General features: G+C 70.2%; 15 protein-coding genes. 7 read left to right on the top strand and 8 right to left on the bottom strand.

Going from position 1 to position 17,255, the window contains the following annotated elements; translation table 11 throughout:
- Nucleotides 1–30 precede the first annotated feature (30 nt).
- Both IEY63_RS07820 and IEY63_RS07815 read right to left on the bottom strand, forming a co-directional pair.
- Nucleotides 31–510 (bottom strand): flavin reductase family protein, encoded by a 480-nt coding sequence (locus tag IEY63_RS07820; protein ID WP_189068417.1) that lies wholly within the window; start codon nucleotides 508–510, stop codon nucleotides 31–33.
- Between the two features lie 86 nt (nucleotides 511–596).
- Nucleotides 597–2,219 (bottom strand): glycoside hydrolase family 10-like protein, encoded by a 1,623-nt coding sequence (locus tag IEY63_RS07815; RefSeq protein WP_229784560.1) that lies wholly within the window; start codon nucleotides 2,217–2,219, stop codon nucleotides 597–599.
- Between the two features lie 105 nt (nucleotides 2,220–2,324).
- Here IEY63_RS07815 and gnd point away from each other — a divergent pair, with 105 nt between their 5' ends.
- The 3 genes from gnd to IEY63_RS07800 all read left to right on the top strand — a co-directional run bounded on the left by gnd (nucleotide 2,325) and on the right by IEY63_RS07800 (nucleotide 5,528).
- Nucleotides 2,325–3,791: a decarboxylating NADP(+)-dependent phosphogluconate dehydrogenase gene (gene gnd, locus IEY63_RS07810; RefSeq protein WP_189068416.1), complete on the top strand. Its 1,467-nt coding sequence runs from the start codon at nucleotides 2,325–2,327 to the stop codon at nucleotides 3,789–3,791.
- Between the two features lie 118 nt (nucleotides 3,792–3,909).
- A complete protein-coding gene (gene rpoZ, locus IEY63_RS07805) occupies nucleotides 3,910–4,209 on the top strand; it encodes a DNA-directed RNA polymerase subunit omega (RefSeq protein ID WP_062157325.1) in 300 nt (99 codons plus the stop codon).
- Nucleotides 4,210–4,274: 65 nt separating this feature from the next.
- The gene (locus IEY63_RS07800) at nucleotides 4,275–5,528 is read left to right on the top strand and encodes a cation:proton antiporter (protein ID WP_189068415.1); all 1,254 of its coding nucleotides are present in this window, start codon (nucleotides 4,275–4,277) and stop codon (nucleotides 5,526–5,528) included.
- A 75-nt stretch (nucleotides 5,529–5,603) separates the two neighbouring features.
- Here the strand turns inward: IEY63_RS07800 and IEY63_RS07795 are convergent, their stop codons facing one another.
- Nucleotides 5,604–6,170 carry a peptidylprolyl isomerase gene (locus IEY63_RS07795; protein ID WP_373290900.1) on the bottom strand — a complete coding sequence of 189 codons (567 nt, stop codon included), beginning with the start codon at nucleotides 6,168–6,170 and terminating at the stop codon, nucleotides 5,604–5,606.
- Between the two features lie 48 nt (nucleotides 6,171–6,218).
- Nucleotides 6,219–6,800: a xanthine phosphoribosyltransferase gene (xpt, locus tag IEY63_RS07790; protein WP_189068413.1), complete on the bottom strand. Its 582-nt coding sequence runs from the start codon at nucleotides 6,798–6,800 to the stop codon at nucleotides 6,219–6,221.
- Nucleotides 6,801–6,865: 65 nt separating this feature from the next.
- Between xpt and IEY63_RS07785 the strand changes: the two genes are divergently transcribed.
- Nucleotides 6,866–7,801: a phosphotransferase family protein gene (locus IEY63_RS07785; RefSeq protein ID WP_189068412.1), complete on the top strand. Its 936-nt coding sequence runs from the start codon at nucleotides 6,866–6,868 to the stop codon at nucleotides 7,799–7,801.
- A gap of 12 nt (nucleotides 7,802–7,813) precedes the next feature.
- Here IEY63_RS07785 and IEY63_RS07780 read toward each other — a convergent pair whose 3' ends face one another.
- The 3 genes from IEY63_RS07780 to IEY63_RS07770 all read right to left on the bottom strand — a co-directional run bounded on the left by IEY63_RS07780 (nucleotide 7,814) and on the right by IEY63_RS07770 (nucleotide 10,941).
- On the bottom strand, nucleotides 7,814–8,749 hold the full coding sequence (locus IEY63_RS07780; RefSeq protein WP_189068411.1) for a DUF8754 domain-containing protein: 936 nt from the start codon (nucleotides 8,747–8,749) through the stop codon (nucleotides 7,814–7,816).
- A gap of 38 nt (nucleotides 8,750–8,787) precedes the next feature.
- Nucleotides 8,788–9,780 carry a Gfo/Idh/MocA family protein gene (locus tag IEY63_RS07775; protein WP_189068410.1) on the bottom strand — a complete coding sequence of 331 codons (993 nt, stop codon included), beginning with the start codon at nucleotides 9,778–9,780 and terminating at the stop codon, nucleotides 8,788–8,790.
- Nucleotides 9,781–9,867: 87 nt separating this feature from the next.
- On the bottom strand, nucleotides 9,868–10,941 hold the full coding sequence (locus tag IEY63_RS07770) for a methyltransferase domain-containing protein (protein ID WP_189068409.1): 1,074 nt from the start codon (nucleotides 10,939–10,941) through the stop codon (nucleotides 9,868–9,870).
- Nucleotides 10,942–11,002: 61 nt separating this feature from the next.
- Here IEY63_RS07770 and IEY63_RS07765 point away from each other — a divergent pair, with 61 nt between their 5' ends.
- Together IEY63_RS07765 and IEY63_RS07760 are read left to right on the top strand one after the other, a co-directional pair.
- A complete protein-coding gene (locus tag IEY63_RS07765; RefSeq protein ID WP_229784559.1) occupies nucleotides 11,003–12,412 on the top strand; it encodes a TrkH family potassium uptake protein in 1,410 nt (469 codons plus the stop codon).
- Entirely contained in the window at nucleotides 12,409–13,755 is a 1,347-nt protein-coding gene (locus IEY63_RS07760) for a TrkH family potassium uptake protein (protein ID WP_189068407.1), read from the top strand. The genes IEY63_RS07765 and IEY63_RS07760 overlap by 4 nt, the downstream gene beginning before the upstream one ends.
- 24 nt (nucleotides 13,756–13,779) lie before the next feature.
- On the opposite strand, the gene IEY63_RS07755 is transcribed toward IEY63_RS07760, so the two are convergent.
- Nucleotides 13,780–14,064, bottom strand: a complete 285-nt coding sequence (locus tag IEY63_RS07755; protein WP_155298309.1) for a DUF427 domain-containing protein — start codon at nucleotides 14,062–14,064, stop codon at nucleotides 13,780–13,782.
- A 111-nt stretch (nucleotides 14,065–14,175) separates the two neighbouring features.
- On the opposite strand from IEY63_RS07755, the gene IEY63_RS07750 reads away from it, so the two are divergent.
- The gene (locus IEY63_RS07750; RefSeq protein ID WP_189068406.1) at nucleotides 14,176–17,238 is read left to right on the top strand and encodes an alpha-amylase family glycosyl hydrolase; all 3,063 of its coding nucleotides are present in this window, start codon (nucleotides 14,176–14,178) and stop codon (nucleotides 17,236–17,238) included.
- Nucleotides 17,239–17,255 lie beyond the last annotated feature (17 nt).

Genomic DNA, 17,255 nt, shown 5'->3' with positions numbered 1-17,255 from the left:
GGCCAGGGCTGTCGGGGTGCACCCTGGCCCTTACCCCAGTTCGTGGTACTGGCCGCGGAAGTACACCAGCGGGTCGTCGTCGGTGTAGCGGCTGTACTCGACGAAGCCCAGGAACAGGGTGTGGTCCCCGGCCTCAATGACGCGGTCCTTGCGGCACACGAGTTGCGCGACGCTGCCGCCGATGAGGGGCAGGCCCTCGTGCTCGAACCACGACACCTGATCCTCGGGGCCGGGGCGGCCCGCGAAGTGGTCGCTGAGGTGGCGCTGCGTGGCGGACAGGACGTTCACGCCGAAGTGCGTCACGTCGTCCTGAAGGAGCAGGGCGTGCATGTGGGCGCGCGTGTCCACGCTGACGAGGATCAGGGGCGGCTGGAGGCTGACGGACACGAAGGCGCTGGCGGTCATGCCGCGCCGCTCGCCTGCGTGCCCGGCGGTGATGATGGTCACGCCGCTCGCGAAGCGGCCCAGCGTCTGACGGAATTCCTGCGGGGAGAGGCCGGTGTCGGTCATGCCGGGAGTGTACCCGGCGGGCCTGCTGGGCGGTCCGTCTGCCCCGGACATCAGGCCCGGTTGAAGCTCAGCAGACCCGCCTGCTTTCAGGGTTTGGCGGGCGGCAGGCTGGGGATGATCTGCACGGCCCGCACGAGCAGGTCCGGCAGGCGGACCACGCCGCGTTCGGGCACGCGGTCCAGCCAGCGCTGCCCGCTGACCCGCACCTCGACCGCGCCGGGCGTCAGGGTGGCGAAGCCGTAGTACCCCAGCGCGTCGGTCTGCGCCTGCGCGATCAGCCTGCCGTCGCGCAGGACCTGCACGGTCTGCCCGCCGGGCGTGCCCGCGCCGGTGATACGGCCCAGCAGGCCGCGCGTGGTGACGGGGGATTCCGTCCAGGGGCGCGGGGTGTTCAGGACGCCGCCGGGGGCGGTCAGGGCGGCCTGCACGGCGCCCAGTCCGGCGGGCGTGTCCTGCCGCTGGCCGTACACGTCGGCGGTGGGGGTGCGGTAGGAGTACCCGACCCAGCCGAGGCCCGCTCTGACGCTGCGGGCGGCCTGCGCGGCGGTGACCTTCGGGGCGTTGAGGTACATGGCGGTGCCCGACGCGAGCGCCACGCGCTGCCCATCACTGCGGGTCTGCACGAGCTGCGCGAAGGTGTTCCAGCGGTCGAACCACGCGCCCTGGGGTGGGGCGGCGTCGCGCTTGTAGTTCATCAGGACGTTCAGGTCGAGCAGGCCGGTCTGCATCCAGGTGGGCCAGTCCTGCATCACGTCGGTGTACGTGCGGGTCTTGCGGAAGCCGCCCAGGTCGGCGGGCGCGTCGTTGTACGTGATGGTGGCGGCGCTGATCCAGGCGTCCGGGCGGGCGGCCTTGACCTCCAGCGCGATGCGCCGCACGAGGTTGGTGATCTGCTCTCGTTTCCAGGCCTGCCACGTGGGGTCGCTGGCGGCGGGTGTGCCGGGGCGGCCGCTCTCGGCGCGGTAGCGGGCGAGGACCTTGGGGTCGTAGCCCCACGCGCCGCCGTCCGGGTAGCGGATCCGGTCAAGCTGGATGCCGTCCACGGGGTAGTTCCGCACGAGGCTCACGGCGGCCTGGGTCATGTACTCGGCGGCGTCGGGAATGGCGGCGTCCAGCCAGGCGTCCTTGCCTTCCAGCCAGCTACCGTCGGGGCGGCGGGCCAGCCAGGACGCGCGGCCCGCGTCGGGTCCGTGGGCGCGCATGAGGTGATCGGGGCTGGCGTTGGGCACGCTGGTGTTGGCCACGCCGGTCACGCTGAGCCACGCGATGACTTTCATGCCCCGGGCGTGCGCCTGCGCGGTAATGGCGTCCAGCGGGTCGAAGCCGGGGGTCAGGTCGGCGTCGGTGATGGCGGGCACGCTGGCCTTCAGGCACAGGCAGTCGGCGCGGCGGATGGCCTGCACGAACAGGGTGTTCACGCCCAGGCGCGCGGCGTCCTGCACGGTCTGTTTCACCTGCGCGGGCGTTTTCAGGCCGGGGCCGAACGCATCGATCCACAGGCCGCGCAGCGCCGAGCCGGGCTGGGCCTCCGGGGCCGGGGCAGCAGTGGTCGGTGCGGTCGGTGCGTTCGCTGTGGACGCAGGGGCCGGAGCAGGCGCAGCTGGTGCTGGTGTAGCGGGTGCCTGTGTGGCTGGGGCGGCACTTTGGGCCATGGCGGGAACGCCCAGCAGGAGGGGCAGGAGCAGGGCGCGCAGCGGGGGGCGGGACATGGGTGCCGGGAGGCTAGCGCACCCCGCCGCCCGAAGGGTGAGGGGCGGGCCGCTGTGCGGACATGCGTCGCCGCCGCCCTTTTGTGTCCGCCGTACACTTCCGGCATGACTCTGGACGTGCAGGCAGGGGCGGATATCGGCGTGATCGGGCTGGCCGTGATGGGCGAGAACCTGATCCTCAACATGGCCAGCCGGGGGTTCACGGTCGCGGCCTTCAACCGCACGGTGAGCAAGGTGACGGCCTTCACCGGGGGCCGCGCCAGGGGCAAGCGCATCCTGGGCGCGGACAGCCTGGAGCACCTCGTAGCGCTACTGAAACCGCCGCGCCGCGTGATGCTGATGGTCAAGGCGGGCGCGGCGGTGGACGAGTTCATCGGGCACCTCGCGCCGCTACTCAGCCCGGGGGACATCATCATTGACGGCGGGAACAGCCACCCGGCGGACTCCACGCGCCGCACCCGCGAACTGGCAGAGCGGGGCCTGCTGTTCATCGGCACCGGCGTCTCCGGCGGCGAGGAGGGTGCGCTGACTGGCCCGAGCATCATGCCCGGCGGGAACGAGCAAGCGTGGGAGGCCGTGAAACCCATCTTCCAGGGGATCGCGGCGCGCGTGGCGGACGGCACGCCCTGCTGCGACTGGGTCGGCCCGGACGGCGCAGGGCACTTCGTGAAGATGGTGCACAACGGCATCGAGTACGCCGACATGCAGATGATCGCCGAGAGCTACCAGCTCCTGCGCGCCGCAGGCCTCAGCGCCCCCGAGGCCGGGGAGGTCTTTGCCCGCTGGAACGAGGGCGAACTGAACAGTTACCTGATCGAGATCACGGCCGACATCCTGCGCAAGACGGACGACGTGACCGGGCAGCCGCTGGTGGACGTGATCCTGGACGCGGCCGGGCAGAAGGGCACCGGGAAGTGGACGTCGGTGGCGGCGCTGGACGCCGGGAGTCCCGCGGCGACCATCACGGAGGCGGTGTACGCGCGGGCCATGAGCGCCCTGAAGGCCGAGCGCGTGGCGGCAAGTGCGGTCCTGAGCGGCCCGGCCTTCCCGGTGCCCGCCGACCGGGAGGCGTTCGTGGAGGGCGTCCGGCAGGCGCTGTACGCGAGCAAGATCGCCGCGTACGCGCAGGGCTTCCAGCTGCTGCACCTGAGCGCGAAGGACGCCGGGTGGACGCTGGACTACGGGCGGATCGCGCAGATGTGGCGGGGCGGGTGCATCATCCGCGCGGCGTTCCTGGACCGCATCAAGGAGGCGTACGACGCGCAGCCGGGGCTGGCGAACCTGCTGGTCGCCCCGTACTTCTGCGACGCGGTGCGGGGCGCGCAGGGCGCGTGGCGGGAGACCGTGGCGGCCGCCGTGCGTGGGGGCGTGCCGGTCCCGGCGTTCAGCAGCGCCCTGGCGTACTTCGACGGGTACCGCTCGGCGGTGCTGCCCGCGAACCTCCTTCAGGCGCAGCGGGATTACTTCGGGGCGCACACCTACGAACGCACGGACCGCCCGCGCGGCGAGTTCTTCCACACGAACTGGACCGGGCGTGGCGGCGACACGGCCAGCACGACGTACACCGCCTGACGCCCCGGCCCCAGCGCGCAACTGTGCAGCTGGGGGTTGGCCGGGGCGCGCCGCGTGGGCTAGAGTGGGGGGCTGATACCGGAGCAGGGTCCGGTGGCTTCCAGGGAGGTTGTGCATCATGGCAGAACGAGATATTGACAAGCTGCTGTCACTGACCGACAGCAAGTACCGACTGAGCGTCGTGACCGCCAAGCGGGCGCTGCAGCTGCGCAGCGGCGCGCCGAGCGTGCTGCCGGTCGAGCAGCGCGTCCGCACGCGGAATCTGGTCACGCAGGCGATGCGGGAACTGGCGACCGGGAAACTCACGGTCGGCACGAACATGATCGACGAGCAGCGCTTCCATCAGGATTACGTGCGTCAGCGTCAGGCTCAGATTCAGGCTCAGCTGAACGCCGAGCGCGAACGCGAACGGGACTGAATCCGGTCCGCCCAGACGCCCCGCACGGGGCGTTTTTTCGTGTCCTGCGGCGGTATGGTGGGGGGATGCTGAGTGCTTTTGCTGTGCTGCTGTGCGTGACCGCGCTGCTGGCGTACCTGAACGAGCGGTTCCTGCACCTCCCCACGACGGTGGGGGTCACGCTGGCGGGGGCGCTGGCGAGCATTCTGCTGATCATGCTGGACGCGCTGGGCCTGCCGGGCCTGCGGGGCTGGGCGTCGGGGGTGCTTCAGACGCTGAACTTCACGGAGTTCGTGCTGAACGGGATTCTCAGCGTGCTGCTGTTCGCGGGCGCGCTGAGCCTGAACGCCCGGCAGATGCTACGGCAGCGGCGCAGCATCCTGCTGCTGGCGTTCCTGAGCACGCTGATCAGCACCGCCCTGATCGGCTTCGCGGCGTACGGCGTGTTCGCGCTGGTGGGCCTGAACGTGCCGCTGATGTGGGCGCTGCTGTTCGGCGCGCTGATCAGCCCGACGGATCCGGTGGCGGTGCTGGACCTCCTCAAGCGCGCGCGGGTGCCCGTGAAGATCGAAACGCTGATCGCCGGGGAAAGCCTCTTCAACGACGGGGTGGGCGTGGTGATCTTCCTGGCGCTGGCCGGCGCGGCGGGCCTGGGCGGGCACGGCGGGGAGGTCAACGCGGCGGGCGTGGCGGGCCTGTTCGCGCGGGAGGCGCTGGGCGGCCTGGCGTTCGGGGCGCTGCTGGGCGGCCTGGGGTACGTCACGCTGCTGGGCGTGAAGGAACACGCCGTGGAGATCCTGCTGACCCTGGCGCTGGTGGTGGGCGGGTACGTGGCGGCCGCGGCGCTGGGCGTGAGCGGCCCGCTGGCGATGGTCGTGGCGGGCCTGGTGATCTCCGCGTACAAGCACACGCTGTTCACGCCGGACACTCAGGAACTCGTGGAGGGCTTCTGGGAGACCATCGATCAGGTGCTGAACATCGTCCTGTTCGCCTTCATCGGCCTGGACGTACTCTTGACCGAGACGACCGGCGCGCAGATCCTCGCGAGCGTCCTGCTGATCGGCGTGGCCCTCGCCGCCCGCTGGATCAGCGTGGCCGTACCGTTCGCCCTCGTGCGCGCCCGCGAGGGCTACGGGGCGTACACGGTGCGCCTGCTGACCTGGGGCGGCCTGCGCGGCGGGATCGCCATCAGCCTCGCGCTGGGCCTGCCGGACAGCCCGTACCGCACGCACCTCGTGACGGTCACGTACGCCATCGTGCTGTTCACCATCGCCGTGCAGGGCCTCACGATCATGCCCATCGTACGCCGCGCCGTGGCGGCCACCCCGGACGAGGGTTGATAGTCGAAAGTTGATGGTTGATGGATCGGGGCACCCCCCAGTCCATCAACCATCAACTGTTGACCTTCTACTTCTTTACTTCTCGACGAGGTATGCGGTTTCGATCACGTCGGCGGTGCCCATGCGGCCCGGCTCGATGCGGGTGAGGCGGTCGAGCACGTCGAGGCCCTCGACGACCTTGCCGAAGACGGTGTGGCGGCCGTCGAGGTGGGGGGTGTCCACGAAGGTGATGAAGAACTGGCTGCCGTTGGTGTTCGGGCCGCGGTTGGCCATGCTCAGGATGCCCTTGCCGCGGTGGCGGTGGTCGTTGGGTTCGTCCTCGAAGTCGTAGCCGGGGCCGCCCGCGCCGGTGCCGGTGGGGTCACCGGCCTGCGCCATGAAGCCGTCGATCACGCGGTGGAACTTGATGCCGTCGTAGTAGTGGTGGCGCAGCAGGTACGCGAAGCTGTTGACCGTGACGGGCGCGTCGTCCGCGAAGAGTTCGACGACGATGCGGCCCTTGCTGGTTTCCAGCACGGCGCGGTAGGTCTTGCCGGGCTCGATGCCGTCCCCGAGTTCAGGGGCAGCCTTGAAGCTGGTCTGACGCTCGGCGCTCAGTTCGGGGGTGACGGTGAAGCCATCCTGCTGGTAGTGGTCACTCATGGGGGGCATTGTACCGCCCGCCTCCCACGGCGTCCCCTGCGGCCACCTTCACCGTCCGGCTTCGACCTCGATCCCTGCGGCCTCGCTCATGCGGACGATGTTCGCCAGCGTGTGGATGGGAACGTTCAGGTCGGCGAGTTTCTCGCGGCCCGCCTCGAACTGCTTTTCCACCACGCAGCCGATCCCCAGCAGCTGCGCGCCGCTGACGCCGATCATGCCCGCCAGGGCGCGCAGCGTGCCGCCCGACGCGAGGAAGTCGTCGATCACGACCACGCGGTCGTCCGCGCCCAGGAACTCGCTGCTGACGTACAGGTCCACCACGCCGCCCTTGGTGCGGCTGACGGACTGCGCGGTGAACGCGGGTTCCTTCATGGTCACGGGTTTCTTCTTGCGGGCGTACACCATGGGCACGCCCAGCACCATGGCCGTGGCAATGGCGGGCGCGATGCCGCTGACCTCGATGGTCACGATCTTGCTGGGGTTCAGCGGCGCGAAGTGCCGCGCGAAGGTCTCCCCCATCTCGCGCGTCAGGTGCGGGAGGAGCTGGTGGTTGACGAGTCCATCCACCTTGAGAATGCCGCCGGGGAGAATCTCCCCCTGCTGCCGAATGGCGTCCACGAGTGCCTGCATGCCCCGGAGTGTACCCGCCACCTGACGGATGCCCGGCGGGTCGCCTACGCGGCATGCTGGGGCCCGTGCCTGCCCTGCCTGACCTGACCCCCACCGAACTGTCGGCCTTCGCGCAGCAGTTCAGCCTGGAGGGGCCGCTGACGCGCCTGCCCAGCGTGGGCATCGTCAACCGCGTGTACTGCGCCCGCCGCGCCGGGCGGGACGTGGTGCTGCGCGTGCCCCTGCCCGGCGACACCGATGACGCCCTGACCGAGAGTGTCGCCGTGCCCGCAGCGGTGCGGGCCGGGATTCCGACCCCGGAGTTACTGGTATTCGACGATTCCCGCGCGGTGCTCGACGCGCCGGTCAGCGTGTACGCCTTCGCGCCGGGCCGCAGCCTGGACAGCCTGGGCTGGGCGCACGGCGACCCGCGCCTGTCCCGCGCGTGGCGCGAGGCGGGCCGCGCCCTGGCCGCCCTGCACGCGGGCGTGAAAGGCGCACCCGACCCGCACGGGCACCTGAAGGCCATCACGCCCCCCGACCCGGCCCGCACCCGCGCCCGCGTCCTGACCGGCGAGCGGCTGGGCACCGCCGAGACCGACTGGGCGACCGGCCTGACCGCCCGCCTCCTGAGCGAGAACCCGCCGCCCGCGCAGCCCGCCTTCCTGCACAACGACCTGCACGCCGGGAACCTGATGGTCAACGGGGACGGTGCGGTGAGCGCCCTGATCGACTGGGGCGACGCCGGGTGGAGCGACCCGGCCCTGGACCTCAGTTACTCCGGGCCACTCGCCGTGCCGGACCTGCTCGCCGGGTACCACGAGGCCAGCGGGCACGCCGACGACGCGCTGACCCTGCGGGTCCTGGCGTATACCCTGGACAACGCCACCCGCTACCTCACCCGGCAGCCGGAGGCGCACGAGAACGGCGACCTGTGGTACACCCGCCCCGCCACTGCCCTGATGGGACTCCTGCGGGTCAGCCCGCGCGTGCCCCAGTGGCTGGAGGTGCTGGGGCGCTGAGCCCCCCGTCCGTTACAGCTCGTTGACCTCGGGTTTGAAGCCCACCTGCCGGATGTACTCCAGGTACTCGGGGCCGGTCAGGGCCTCGCGTTTGCCGCTCAGGGCGACGAACATGGCTTCCAGAACGTTCGTGGCGAAGTTGCGGCTGCCCATGCGGGGCGTGGTGGTGATCAGGCGCTTCACGCCGCGCTGCTTCATCCAGTCGCGGTCGGCGGCGGTGATGGTCTGTGTGAGGATTGTCTTCCCGGTGAGGTCCTGCGGGGCGTAGCGTTTGGCGTAGTGGGTGTCCCCGGCGATCACGTCCGCCCAGGCGTAGTACTTCGTGCCGCTGCCCTGCACGCTGCTCTCCTGCTTGGCGCCGGTGGGGTAGAACCAGTCCTGCGGGAGCTGCGTGATGACGGGCAGCACAAGCTTGGCGACGCGGCGCAGTGAGGTGATGCTGCGCAGGGGCCGGTCGAGGTTCAGCCCGAACACGATGTCCCCGAAGACGATGTCCGCGTGGTGCTGCGCGAGGGCCTCGGCCATGCCGAAGCGGTCCACGGCGGAGACCATCAGGACCTTCTGCGTGCGCCAGTTCAGGATGGGATCAAGCTGCACGATGGCGTCGCGTTCCAGGGTGTTCTTCAGGCCCGAGCCGTCCAGGACGGGGGTCTTGACGGCGTTCTTGACCAGGGCGCGGACGTTGCGGAAGGTGTAGCGTCTGTCGTCCGCGATGACGTACAGGTCCGCGCCGCCCAGTCCGAAGGCGTCGACCTTACCGTCGAGCGCCTGGAACAGCGCGGCCATCTTCTTCGGATCGCCGTCGGTGCCGAGGCGTTCGATGATGAACGGCTGGCCGAGCACAGTGACGTCTTCGCGAGCGTTGCGGGCGCTGCTGCCCAGGCTGACGCTCACGACGTGCTTGTGCCCGGCGGGCGCGGGCTGCCAGCCCTGGAGGATGTCGGTCATGAGCGGCATTCTACGGGCCGCGCCGGGCCTGCCCCTTTTCAGGGGGTGAGAGGCACGCGCTGACCGGTGTGGGCGGCCTGCAGCAGCGCGTCGAGGACGCGGGCCTGCGCGACCGCGTCGTCCGGCGTGAAGCGCAGCGCCTCCTGACCGCGCGCGGCGCGCTGGAAGTGCGCGACCATCCGCGCGTAGCCGTTGCCGGGCCCGGCCTGCTCGGTGCGGGCCTGCCCCTCGACCTCCACGCGCAGGGTGGTGGGCTCCTGGGTGTGGCTGTGGAACACGCCGTCCACGTCCAGCACGCCGCGCGTGCCGATCACGGTCAGGCGCTGGGCGCTGCGGTCGTGCAGCCAGTCCACGGCGCAGTCCACGCTGGCCAGCGCGTGCGGGTACTCCAGGGTGCCGCTCAGGCCCAGGTCCACCCCGCCGGGCGTCCAGCGGGCCTGGGCGGTCACGGCGGCGGGTTCGCCCAGCAGCAGCCGGATGAGGTTCACGGGGTACGTGCCGACGTCCAGCAGCGCCCCGCCGCCCTGGTCGGCGTTCCAGCGGAAGTCGTCGGGGTTGGTCATGTGGAACCCGAACATGCCCCGCACCGCGCGGATCTCCCCGAGTTCCTGCGCGGCGATCTCGCGCACGCGGTCCACGTGCGGCTGGAAGCGGTACGCGAAGGCTTCGAGGTGCAGCTGTCCGGTCTCGCGCGCGGCGTCCGCGATGGCCTGCGCCTGCGCGGCGTTCAGCGCGACGGGCTTCTCGGTCAGGGCGTGCTTGCCCGCGCGCATGGCCGCCACGCTCCAGGGCAGGTGCGCGTCGTTCGGCAGGGGGTTGTACACGGCGTCCACGTCCGCGGCGATGACGTCCTCGTAGGTGCCGAGCACTGGCACGTCCCACTGCTCGGCGAAGGCCTGTACCCGCGCCGAGTGCGGGTCACGCGCGCCGAAGCCTGCGACCTCGCCGCCCGCCTCGCGGATCGCGGGAATGAGGGCCTGGGCTATGCGGGCGGCGCCCAGCAGCCCCCAGCGGAACGGTCGGTCGGTCATGCGAGCAGCGTACCGGGTCGCCGGGTGCGGGGTGGCCGGGGTGTGCAGGGGGGTGGGACCGCGGCGGTCACCTCGCCCCGCCGCCCCTCAGCCTTTGCTGAGCAGGTACGCCTTGGGGTGGTGGCCGCCGCTGGCGACCTGGAAGAGTTCGTGCGCGTGCCATTTCTGCTGGTTCTGGAGGACGCGTTCGAACAGGCGGATCTCGTGGGTGATGACGCACAGCCGCCCGCGCTGGCTGGTGAGGCGGTGCATCTCGGTCAGGAAGGCGGGGTACAGGGTCTCGTTCGCGCCGTGGGTGCTGATCGCGTCGCCCCAGGGGAGGTCGGCCATGATCAGGTCGAAGGAGCGGGCGGGGAGGTCGGTGTGCAGGGCGTCGCGCTGCGCGACCTCGATCTGGCGTTTGGCGGCGCGGATGTTCTCCTGCGCGCACCGCACGGCCTCGGGATTGATGTCCACGCCGACCAGGGCGGCACTGGGCCCCATCAGGTCGCGTTCGATCAGGAGGGTGCCGCTGCCACTCATGGGGTTGAAGATGCGGTCGTTGTCGCGCTGCCCGGCGAGTTTGTGCGCGGCGTAGGCGATGGTGGCGTTCAGGCCGCCCGCCATGTTGCACACCCGCCACGGGCGGGCGCTGAGCGGCCTGGGGGTGATGCGGGCCAGGACGTCCCAGCCCTGCCCGTCGTCGCTGGGACGCAGGCGGATCAGGAGTTCACCCGCTTCGGGGTCGTGCGGGAGCCCCAGAGTGCCCTGGAGCTCCTCCGCGAGGCGCTGCATGACGGGGCTGTCCTTCCCGGCGGCCCCGAAACGGAACGAGCGGTGCCCGCCGACCTCGATGACCTCGCGCAGGTACGCGGTGAGTTCGGAGAGCTGCTGGTTGCCCAGCAGGCCGCGCGGGCGGGGCACGTCCCAGGTCTGGATGCGGTACACGGCGACGACGCTGCGCAGGCGGGTCAGGCGTTCGGGGCTCCCGGGGAACCAGAAGCGCAGGCCGCGCACGTCGCGGGCCAGGGGCACGCCGGCCAGTTCGGTCGCGGCGACGTCTTCCAGTCCGGCCAGGACGTCCAGTTCATACTCGCGGGCGGGCTGGCGGGTGCGGTGATCGACTTTGGGGCGGGGGCGGCCCTTGGGCGCGTTTCGGTCGGGGCGGGCGGGGCGCGGCATAGCAGATCAGTATACGGGCTGCGCGGCGGGGCGTAGAATCCGGGCCGCCCTTATGAGCAGCGTGCCCCCCCCTCCCCCCACGCTGGACCCGGGTCGCGCCAGCCGCCGCAAGGGCCTCCTGGCCCGCCTGAGCCCCCCGCAGCTGATCGCGCTGTCGTTCGCTCTGGCCATTCTGCTGGGCGGACTGATCCTGACCCTGCCGGGGCTGCACGGCATGAATGGGGACGGCACACGCCGCAGCGTGAACTTCCTGCAGGCGCTGTTCACGTCCACGAGCGCGCTGTGCGTGACGGGCCTGAACGTCATCGACCCCAGCCGGGACTTCAACCGGGCGGGGCAGCTGGTGATCATGCTGCTCATCCAGCTGGGGGGTCTGGGGATCATCACGTTCGGGACGTCGTTCGCGCTGCTGTCGCGCCGCCGCGTGAACTTCACCGAGCGCCTGCGGGTGGCGCAGCAGGTGGGCGCGCTGAACGCCGGGGGCGTGCTGGGCCTGATCCGCAGCATCTTCCTGTACACCTTCGTGATCGAACTGGTTGGTGCGGCACTCCTGGCGTTCCGGTTCGTGCCGCTGGAGGGCTGGGGCCGGGGCATCTTCTACGCGCTGTTCCACTCGGTGAGTGCCTTCAACAACGCGGGTTTTGCGCTGTACAGCGACAACCTGATGGGCTTCGTGGACGACCCGCTGGTGAGCCTGGTGATCGCGTTGCTGATCATCCTGGGCGGCACGGGCTTCCTGGTGCAGCTGAACGTGGTCGCGCACCTGCTCAGCCCGCGCCGCAATCGCCTGATGGTGCACAGCAAGCTGGTGCTGACCATGATGGCGGCCCTGCTGGTGGTGGGCACGCTGGTGTACCTCGTGTTCGAGTGGAGCAACCCGAAGACGCTGGCGCCGCTGGGATTCGGGGGGAAGCTGCTGGCGAGCTTCTTCCAGAGCGTCACGCTGCGCACGGCGGGTTTCAACACGCTGGATTACGGCGCGATGCACCTCTCGACGCTGTTCGTGTCGATCATCCTGATGTTCATTGGCGCGAACCCTGGTGGGACGGGCGGCGGCATCAAGACCAGCACCTTCTACGTGATGATGGCGTCCGCCTGGAGCATGGTGCGCGGGCGGCGCGACACGACGCTGTTCCGGCGGCGCATCGACACGGACACGATCCTGCGGGCCATGACGGTCGGCCTGCTGAGCATCGGGCTGGTGAACGGGATGTTCCTGCTGCTGCTGGTGTTCAACACGCGCGGGGACGTGCTGTTCGTGAACCTGTTCTTTGAGGCGGTCAGTGCGTTCGGCACGGTGGGCCTGAGCATGAACACCACGCCGCTGCTGAACCCGGACCAGCACGTGGTTCTGATCCTGCTGATGTTCCTGGGCCGCATCGGGCCGCTGACGTTCGCGGTGGCGTTCAACCGCCCGGACAGCCGCGCGCTCATCCGCTACCCCGCCGACAAGGACATCCTGATCGGATGAGCCGGCGACTGCGGCGGCGACGCCTGAATCCCCCGCAGCTGATCGCGCTGGTGTACCTGCTGGGCGTCGCGGTGGGCGCGGCGGCGCTACACCTGCCGGGCATGACCCGCCCGGGCGTCACCCTGAGCAGCGTGGAGCTGCTGTTCACCGCGACGAGCGCCACCTGCATCACGGGGCTGGTCGTGGCCGATACCGGCGAGACGTTCACCCGGCTGGGGCAGGTCGTCATCCTGCTGCTGGCGCAGGTGGGGGGCCTGGGGATCATCACGTTCGGGACGCTGTTCGCGCTGCTGACCGGCCGGCGCGTGAACTTCAGCGAGCGGCAGCAGCTGGCGCAGCAGGTGAACGCCCTGGACGTGGGCGGCGTGCTGGGGCTGGTGCGGATCATCTTCGTATACACCTTCGCGGCGCAGGGCGTGGGCACGCTGCTGCTCTCGGCGCGCTTCGTGCCGCAGTTCGGGCTGGGCGAGGGCCTGTACCAGGCGGCCTTCCACGCGGTCAGCGCGTACAACAACGCGGGCTTCGTGGTGCTGCCCGGTGGGATGGCGCCCTACGTGCAGGACCCCCTGGTCAGCGGGGTGATCGCGCTGCTGATCGTGCTGGGTGGGCTGGGCTTCCTGGTGCAGCTGAACGTCCTGACTCATCTGGCCAATCCGCGCTGCAACCGCCTGATGGTCTACAGCCGCCTGACCCTGGTGACGACCGGGGCGCTGCTGGTGCTGGGCGCCGCCGTGCTGCTCGCGCTGGAGTGGAGCGGGGCCCTGAAGGGGCTGGGCACGGGCGGCAAGCTGCTGGCCGCCGTGTTCCAGAGCGTGACACCGCGCTCGGGGGGCTTCGCCACGGTGGACATGACGGCCCTGGCGCCGGGCAGCGTCTTTGTGATGATCGCGCTGATGTTCATCGGCGCGAACAGCGGTTCCACGGGCGGCGGGATCAAGACGAGCACCTTCGCGATCCTGCTGGTCAGCGCCTGGAACCTGATCCGGGGCCGCACGGAACTGATCGCGTTCGGGCGGCAGATCGTGCCCGAGAACGTGGTGCGCGCCGGGACGATCACGACCATCTACACGCTGCTGGTGTTCACGGGTTTCTTCCTGATGCTGGTCACGAACCCCACGCTGGGGTTCACGCCGCTGCTGTTCGAGACGGTGAGCGCCGCCGCGACGGTGGGCCTGAGCCTGGACGTGACGCACCGCCTGAACGACGCGGGCCTGATCGTCCTGTGCGCGCTGATGTACCTGGGCCGGATCGGACCCGTGACGTTCGCGCTGGCGCTGAACCTGCGCGAGACGTCCCGCGGGGTGATCAAGTACCCGCCGGAGCGCGACATCCTGGTGGGCTGACCCGGCCGGACCTGCGAGGGGCGCTCAGTCCTGGGTGACCTGCACGCCCTTCCAGAAGGCGACGCGGCCCGCGATCTGCCGCGCGGCGTCCTTGGGCGTGGGGTAGTACCACGCGGCGTCGGGGTTCTCCTGCCCGTTCACGTGGAGGCTGTGGTAGCTGGCCTCGCCCTTCCAGGGGCAGGTGGTGTGGGTGGTGCTGGGGCGCAGGTACTCGGGGTTCACGCTGCCTGCGGGGAAGTAGTGGTTGCCCTCGACGACCACGGTGTCGTCGGACTGGGCGATGGTCACGCCGTTCCAGGTGGCTTTCATGGGGTCAGCGTAGGGGCGGGGACCGGCGGGGAACTGTCAGCGTCCTTGCGTCGTGAGCGAACGGTGAAGATTGACTTTCGGAAGCGCTTCCCATTTGAATATAGACCTAACATGAAACGCTTCCATATGGTCGGGCGCGCGGGCGCCCTGGCAGCCCTGACGCTGTCTCTGTCGGCCTGTAGCCTGTACAAAGCCCCCACCCCCGGCGCGGCGCGCGCCTGGCAGGACGAGGTCATCTACTTCGCGATGACCGATCGCTTCGCCAACGGCAGCGCCGCCAACGACAACGGCCTCAACCGTGACGCGGGCGACCGCGCCGACCGCACCAACCCCCTGGCATGGCACGGCGGGGACTTCGCGGGCCTGAAAGCCAAGATCGACGAGGGGTACTTCAAGCGCATGGGCTTCACGGCCATCTGGGTCAGCCCGGTCGTGCTGCAGGTCCCCGCGATCAACACCGGCAGCGGCCCCAGCCTGGGCAAACCGTTCGCGGGGTACCACGGCTACTGGGCCGAGGACTTCAAGAAGGTCGATCCGCACTTCGGGACCCTGGACGAGTACAAGGCCCTGATCGACACGGCGCACAGGAACGGCATCAAGGTCATCCAGGACATCGTGGTGAACCACGCCGGGTACGGCGCGACCCTCACGAAGACGAACCCCGACTGGTTCCACACGAAAGCCGACTGCGACGCGTCCACGAACAAGACCACCGACTGCGATCTGGCGGGCCTGCCGGACTTCAAGCAGGAACTCCCGGCCGTCACCGCGTACCTGAACGACTTCGTGACGTACTGGCGCGGCGCGACCGGCATCGACGGGCTGCGTATCGACACCATGAAGCACGTGCCCGACGCGTACTGGACGCAGTTCTTCAAGGCGGGCGGCGCGGGCGACCCGGCCAAGATCTGGTCGGTGGGTGAGGTGTTCGACGGCAACCCCGCGTACCTCGCGCGCTTCATGAACGACCTGGGCGCGCCCAGCGTGTTCGACTTCGCGCTGTACTACGCCTTCAAGGATCAGATGAGCAGCACGGGCGGCAACCTCGACCGCATGGCGGACGTGTTCGCGCAGGACGGCGTGTACCGTGACCCCACCCGCCTGACGACCTTCGTGGACAACCACGACGTGCGCCGCTTCGTCAGCGAGGTGACCGAGCGGGGTGGCAGCGCCGCGCAGGCCGCCGAGCGCCTCGACCTGGCGCTGTCCACCATGTACTTCTCGCGTGGGACACCCAGCGTCTGGCAGGGCACCGAGTACGCGCAGGCCGGCAAGGGTGATCCCTACGACTACCCGCTGGGAGAGGGCAACCGCGAGGACATGGACTTCACGCGCCTGGGGAGCAGCACGCTGGACGAGCGCCTGGGAGCCCTGGCCGCCGCCCGCGCGAAGTACCGCGCGCTGACGCGCGGCGCGCAGCAGGAACTCTGGCGCCCGAACGGTGGCGCGCCCGTCCTGGCCTACCGGCGCGTGATCAGCGGTGTGCAGGGCGTGGCCGGGCAGCCGGTGGTGTTCGTCGTGAACAACGGCGACACGGACCTGGACCTGGGCAGCCTGAGTGGCAGCGGGATTCCGCTGCTGGGCACCTTCTCCGGCACCACGCTGACCGAGGTGACGGGCCGCGTCATGACCCTGAGCGTCAGCGGCGGCAAACTGGTCGGCCGCGTGCCCGCCCGCAGCGTGCTGGCCGTCACCGCCCCCGGCGGCTCCGGCGCGGCAGGCACCGTGAACCCGGCGCTGCCCGAAGTCGCGGGGCTGACCGTGAAGGCTGGGGACAGCGCCGCGCAGCTCATCTGGACGCCGGGCACGGACGCGAAGGTCGCCGGGTACCGCGTGTACGTGACGCCCGCTGGCGGCACCGAGCGCCTCGTGAACTTTGCGCCCATTCCCGCCACGCAGGGCAGCTTCCTGGTGCGCGGCCTGACGAACGACGTCAACACCACCTTCCGCGTGGTCACCGTGGACAGCGCCGGGGCCGAGAGCAGGGGCGTGACGGTCACGGGCACGCCGAGCAGCAAGAACACCGCGAAGGTGACGTTCACCGTAGACGCCCGCACGCAGGGCAACGGGCCCATCGAACTGCGCCGCTTCGACACCGGTAGCCAGATCGAGTACCCCATGACCCAGGACACGCCGGGCGTGTGGAAGACCAGCATCGACCTGCCGCTGTTCCGTGAGGTGAAGTTCAAGTTCGGGAACGACAGCGCCAGCGCGAAGAACGGCGGCTACGAGGCCCCGGGTCAGGGCGACCGCGCCTACGTGGTCGGCACGAACGGCAACGCCTACAGCGGCACGTACGACTTCACCGAGCAGCCCGTCCCGGCCGCCACGATCACCGGGCGTGTCACGGGCAGCGGGCAGAACCTGGGCGGGGCCCTGGTGGAAGCCACGAGCGCCAACTCCGACCTGAACTACGCGGTCACCTTCCCGGACGGCACGTACACCCTGCGCGTGCCCGCCGGAGCGCAGACCCTGAAGGCCAGCGCGGGCGGCTACCTGGACGGCACCCTGAACGTCACGGCGCCCGCGCAGAACGCCAACATTGACCTGGCGCGCGACATCCGCACGAAGTACACCATCGACGGCAACCTGAGCGACTGGACCGCCCCCGCCGTCAGCGCGCAGAGTCCCGCCGAGGGGACCTTCGGCGCGAACAACAACTGGTTGACCCTGCGGGCCGACAGTGACGCCCAGTACCTGTACCTCGCGTACACGTACCGGGTGGACGGCAACAGCGCGATCCTGTACCTAGACACCGCGCCCGGCGGCGCGAAACAGGCCGATCAGTTCGAGGCCTGGAAGCGCGCCGCGACCTTCAGCGGCCAGGTGGACGGCGTGAACGCCTTCATCGCCCGCTACGGCACAGAGAAGGCCCAGCTGCGCCTGGTGCAGAGTGATACGGCCACGCCCGAGGTGAACGCCGCCGACTACCTGCAGGCCAGCAGTGGCACGGCCCCCGAGCAGACCGTGGAACTCGCGATTCCCTGGACGGCGCTGGGCCTGAGCGGCAAGCCCGCCGCCGGGATCGGCCTGATGGGCGGCATTTTCGGCGGGGACGGCTACGGCGCGGGCGACATCATCCCCAGCGCGGGCAGCACGCCGGCGGGGGCCAACAGCACGGACTGCGCCAACCAGTGCCGCGCGACGTTCACGGAACCCCTCAAGCTGCCCTGAACCCAGTACACTGAAGC

The organism is Deinococcus radiotolerans, assembly GCF_014647435.1.
GTDB classification, from domain to species: domain Bacteria; phylum Deinococcota; class Deinococci; order Deinococcales; family Deinococcaceae; genus Deinococcus; species Deinococcus radiotolerans.
This window is presented reverse-complemented; position numbering and strand designations above follow the sequence as displayed.

Excerpts from the sequence above, each read along its gene's own strand:
- IEY63_RS07795 (WP_373290900.1), bottom strand. The coding sequence starts at position 6,170 with ATGAGTGACCACTACCAGCAGGATGGCTTCACCGTCACCCCCGAACTG.
- gnd (WP_189068416.1), top strand. The coding sequence starts at position 2,325 with ATGACTCTGGACGTGCAGGCAGGGGCGGATATCGGCGTGATCGGGCTG.
- IEY63_RS07820 (WP_189068417.1), bottom strand. The coding sequence starts at position 510 with ATGACCGACACCGGCCTCTCCCCGCAGGAATTCCGTCAGACGCTGGGC.
- IEY63_RS07800 (WP_189068415.1), top strand. The coding sequence starts at position 4,275 with ATGCTGAGTGCTTTTGCTGTGCTGCTGTGCGTGACCGCGCTGCTGGCG.
- IEY63_RS07770 (WP_189068409.1), bottom strand. The coding sequence starts at position 10,941 with ATGCCGCGCCCCGCCCGCCCCGACCGAAACGCGCCCAAGGGCCGCCCC.
- IEY63_RS07780 (WP_189068411.1), bottom strand. The coding sequence starts at position 8,749 with ATGACCGACATCCTCCAGGGCTGGCAGCCCGCGCCCGCCGGGCACAAG.
- rpoZ (WP_062157325.1), top strand. The coding sequence starts at position 3,910 with ATGGCAGAACGAGATATTGACAAGCTGCTGTCACTGACCGACAGCAAG.
- IEY63_RS07750 (WP_189068406.1), top strand. The coding sequence starts at position 14,176 with ATGAAACGCTTCCATATGGTCGGGCGCGCGGGCGCCCTGGCAGCCCTG.
- IEY63_RS07760 (WP_189068407.1), top strand. The coding sequence starts at position 12,409 with ATGAGCCGGCGACTGCGGCGGCGACGCCTGAATCCCCCGCAGCTGATC.
- IEY63_RS07755 (WP_155298309.1), bottom strand. The coding sequence starts at position 14,064 with ATGAAAGCCACCTGGAACGGCGTGACCATCGCCCAGTCCGACGACACC.
- IEY63_RS07775 (WP_189068410.1), bottom strand. The coding sequence starts at position 9,780 with ATGACCGACCGACCGTTCCGCTGGGGGCTGCTGGGCGCCGCCCGCATA.
- IEY63_RS07815 (WP_229784560.1), bottom strand. The coding sequence starts at position 2,219 with ATGTCCCGCCCCCCGCTGCGCGCCCTGCTCCTGCCCCTCCTGCTGGGC.
- xpt (WP_189068413.1), bottom strand. The coding sequence starts at position 6,800 with ATGCAGGCACTCGTGGACGCCATTCGGCAGCAGGGGGAGATTCTCCCC.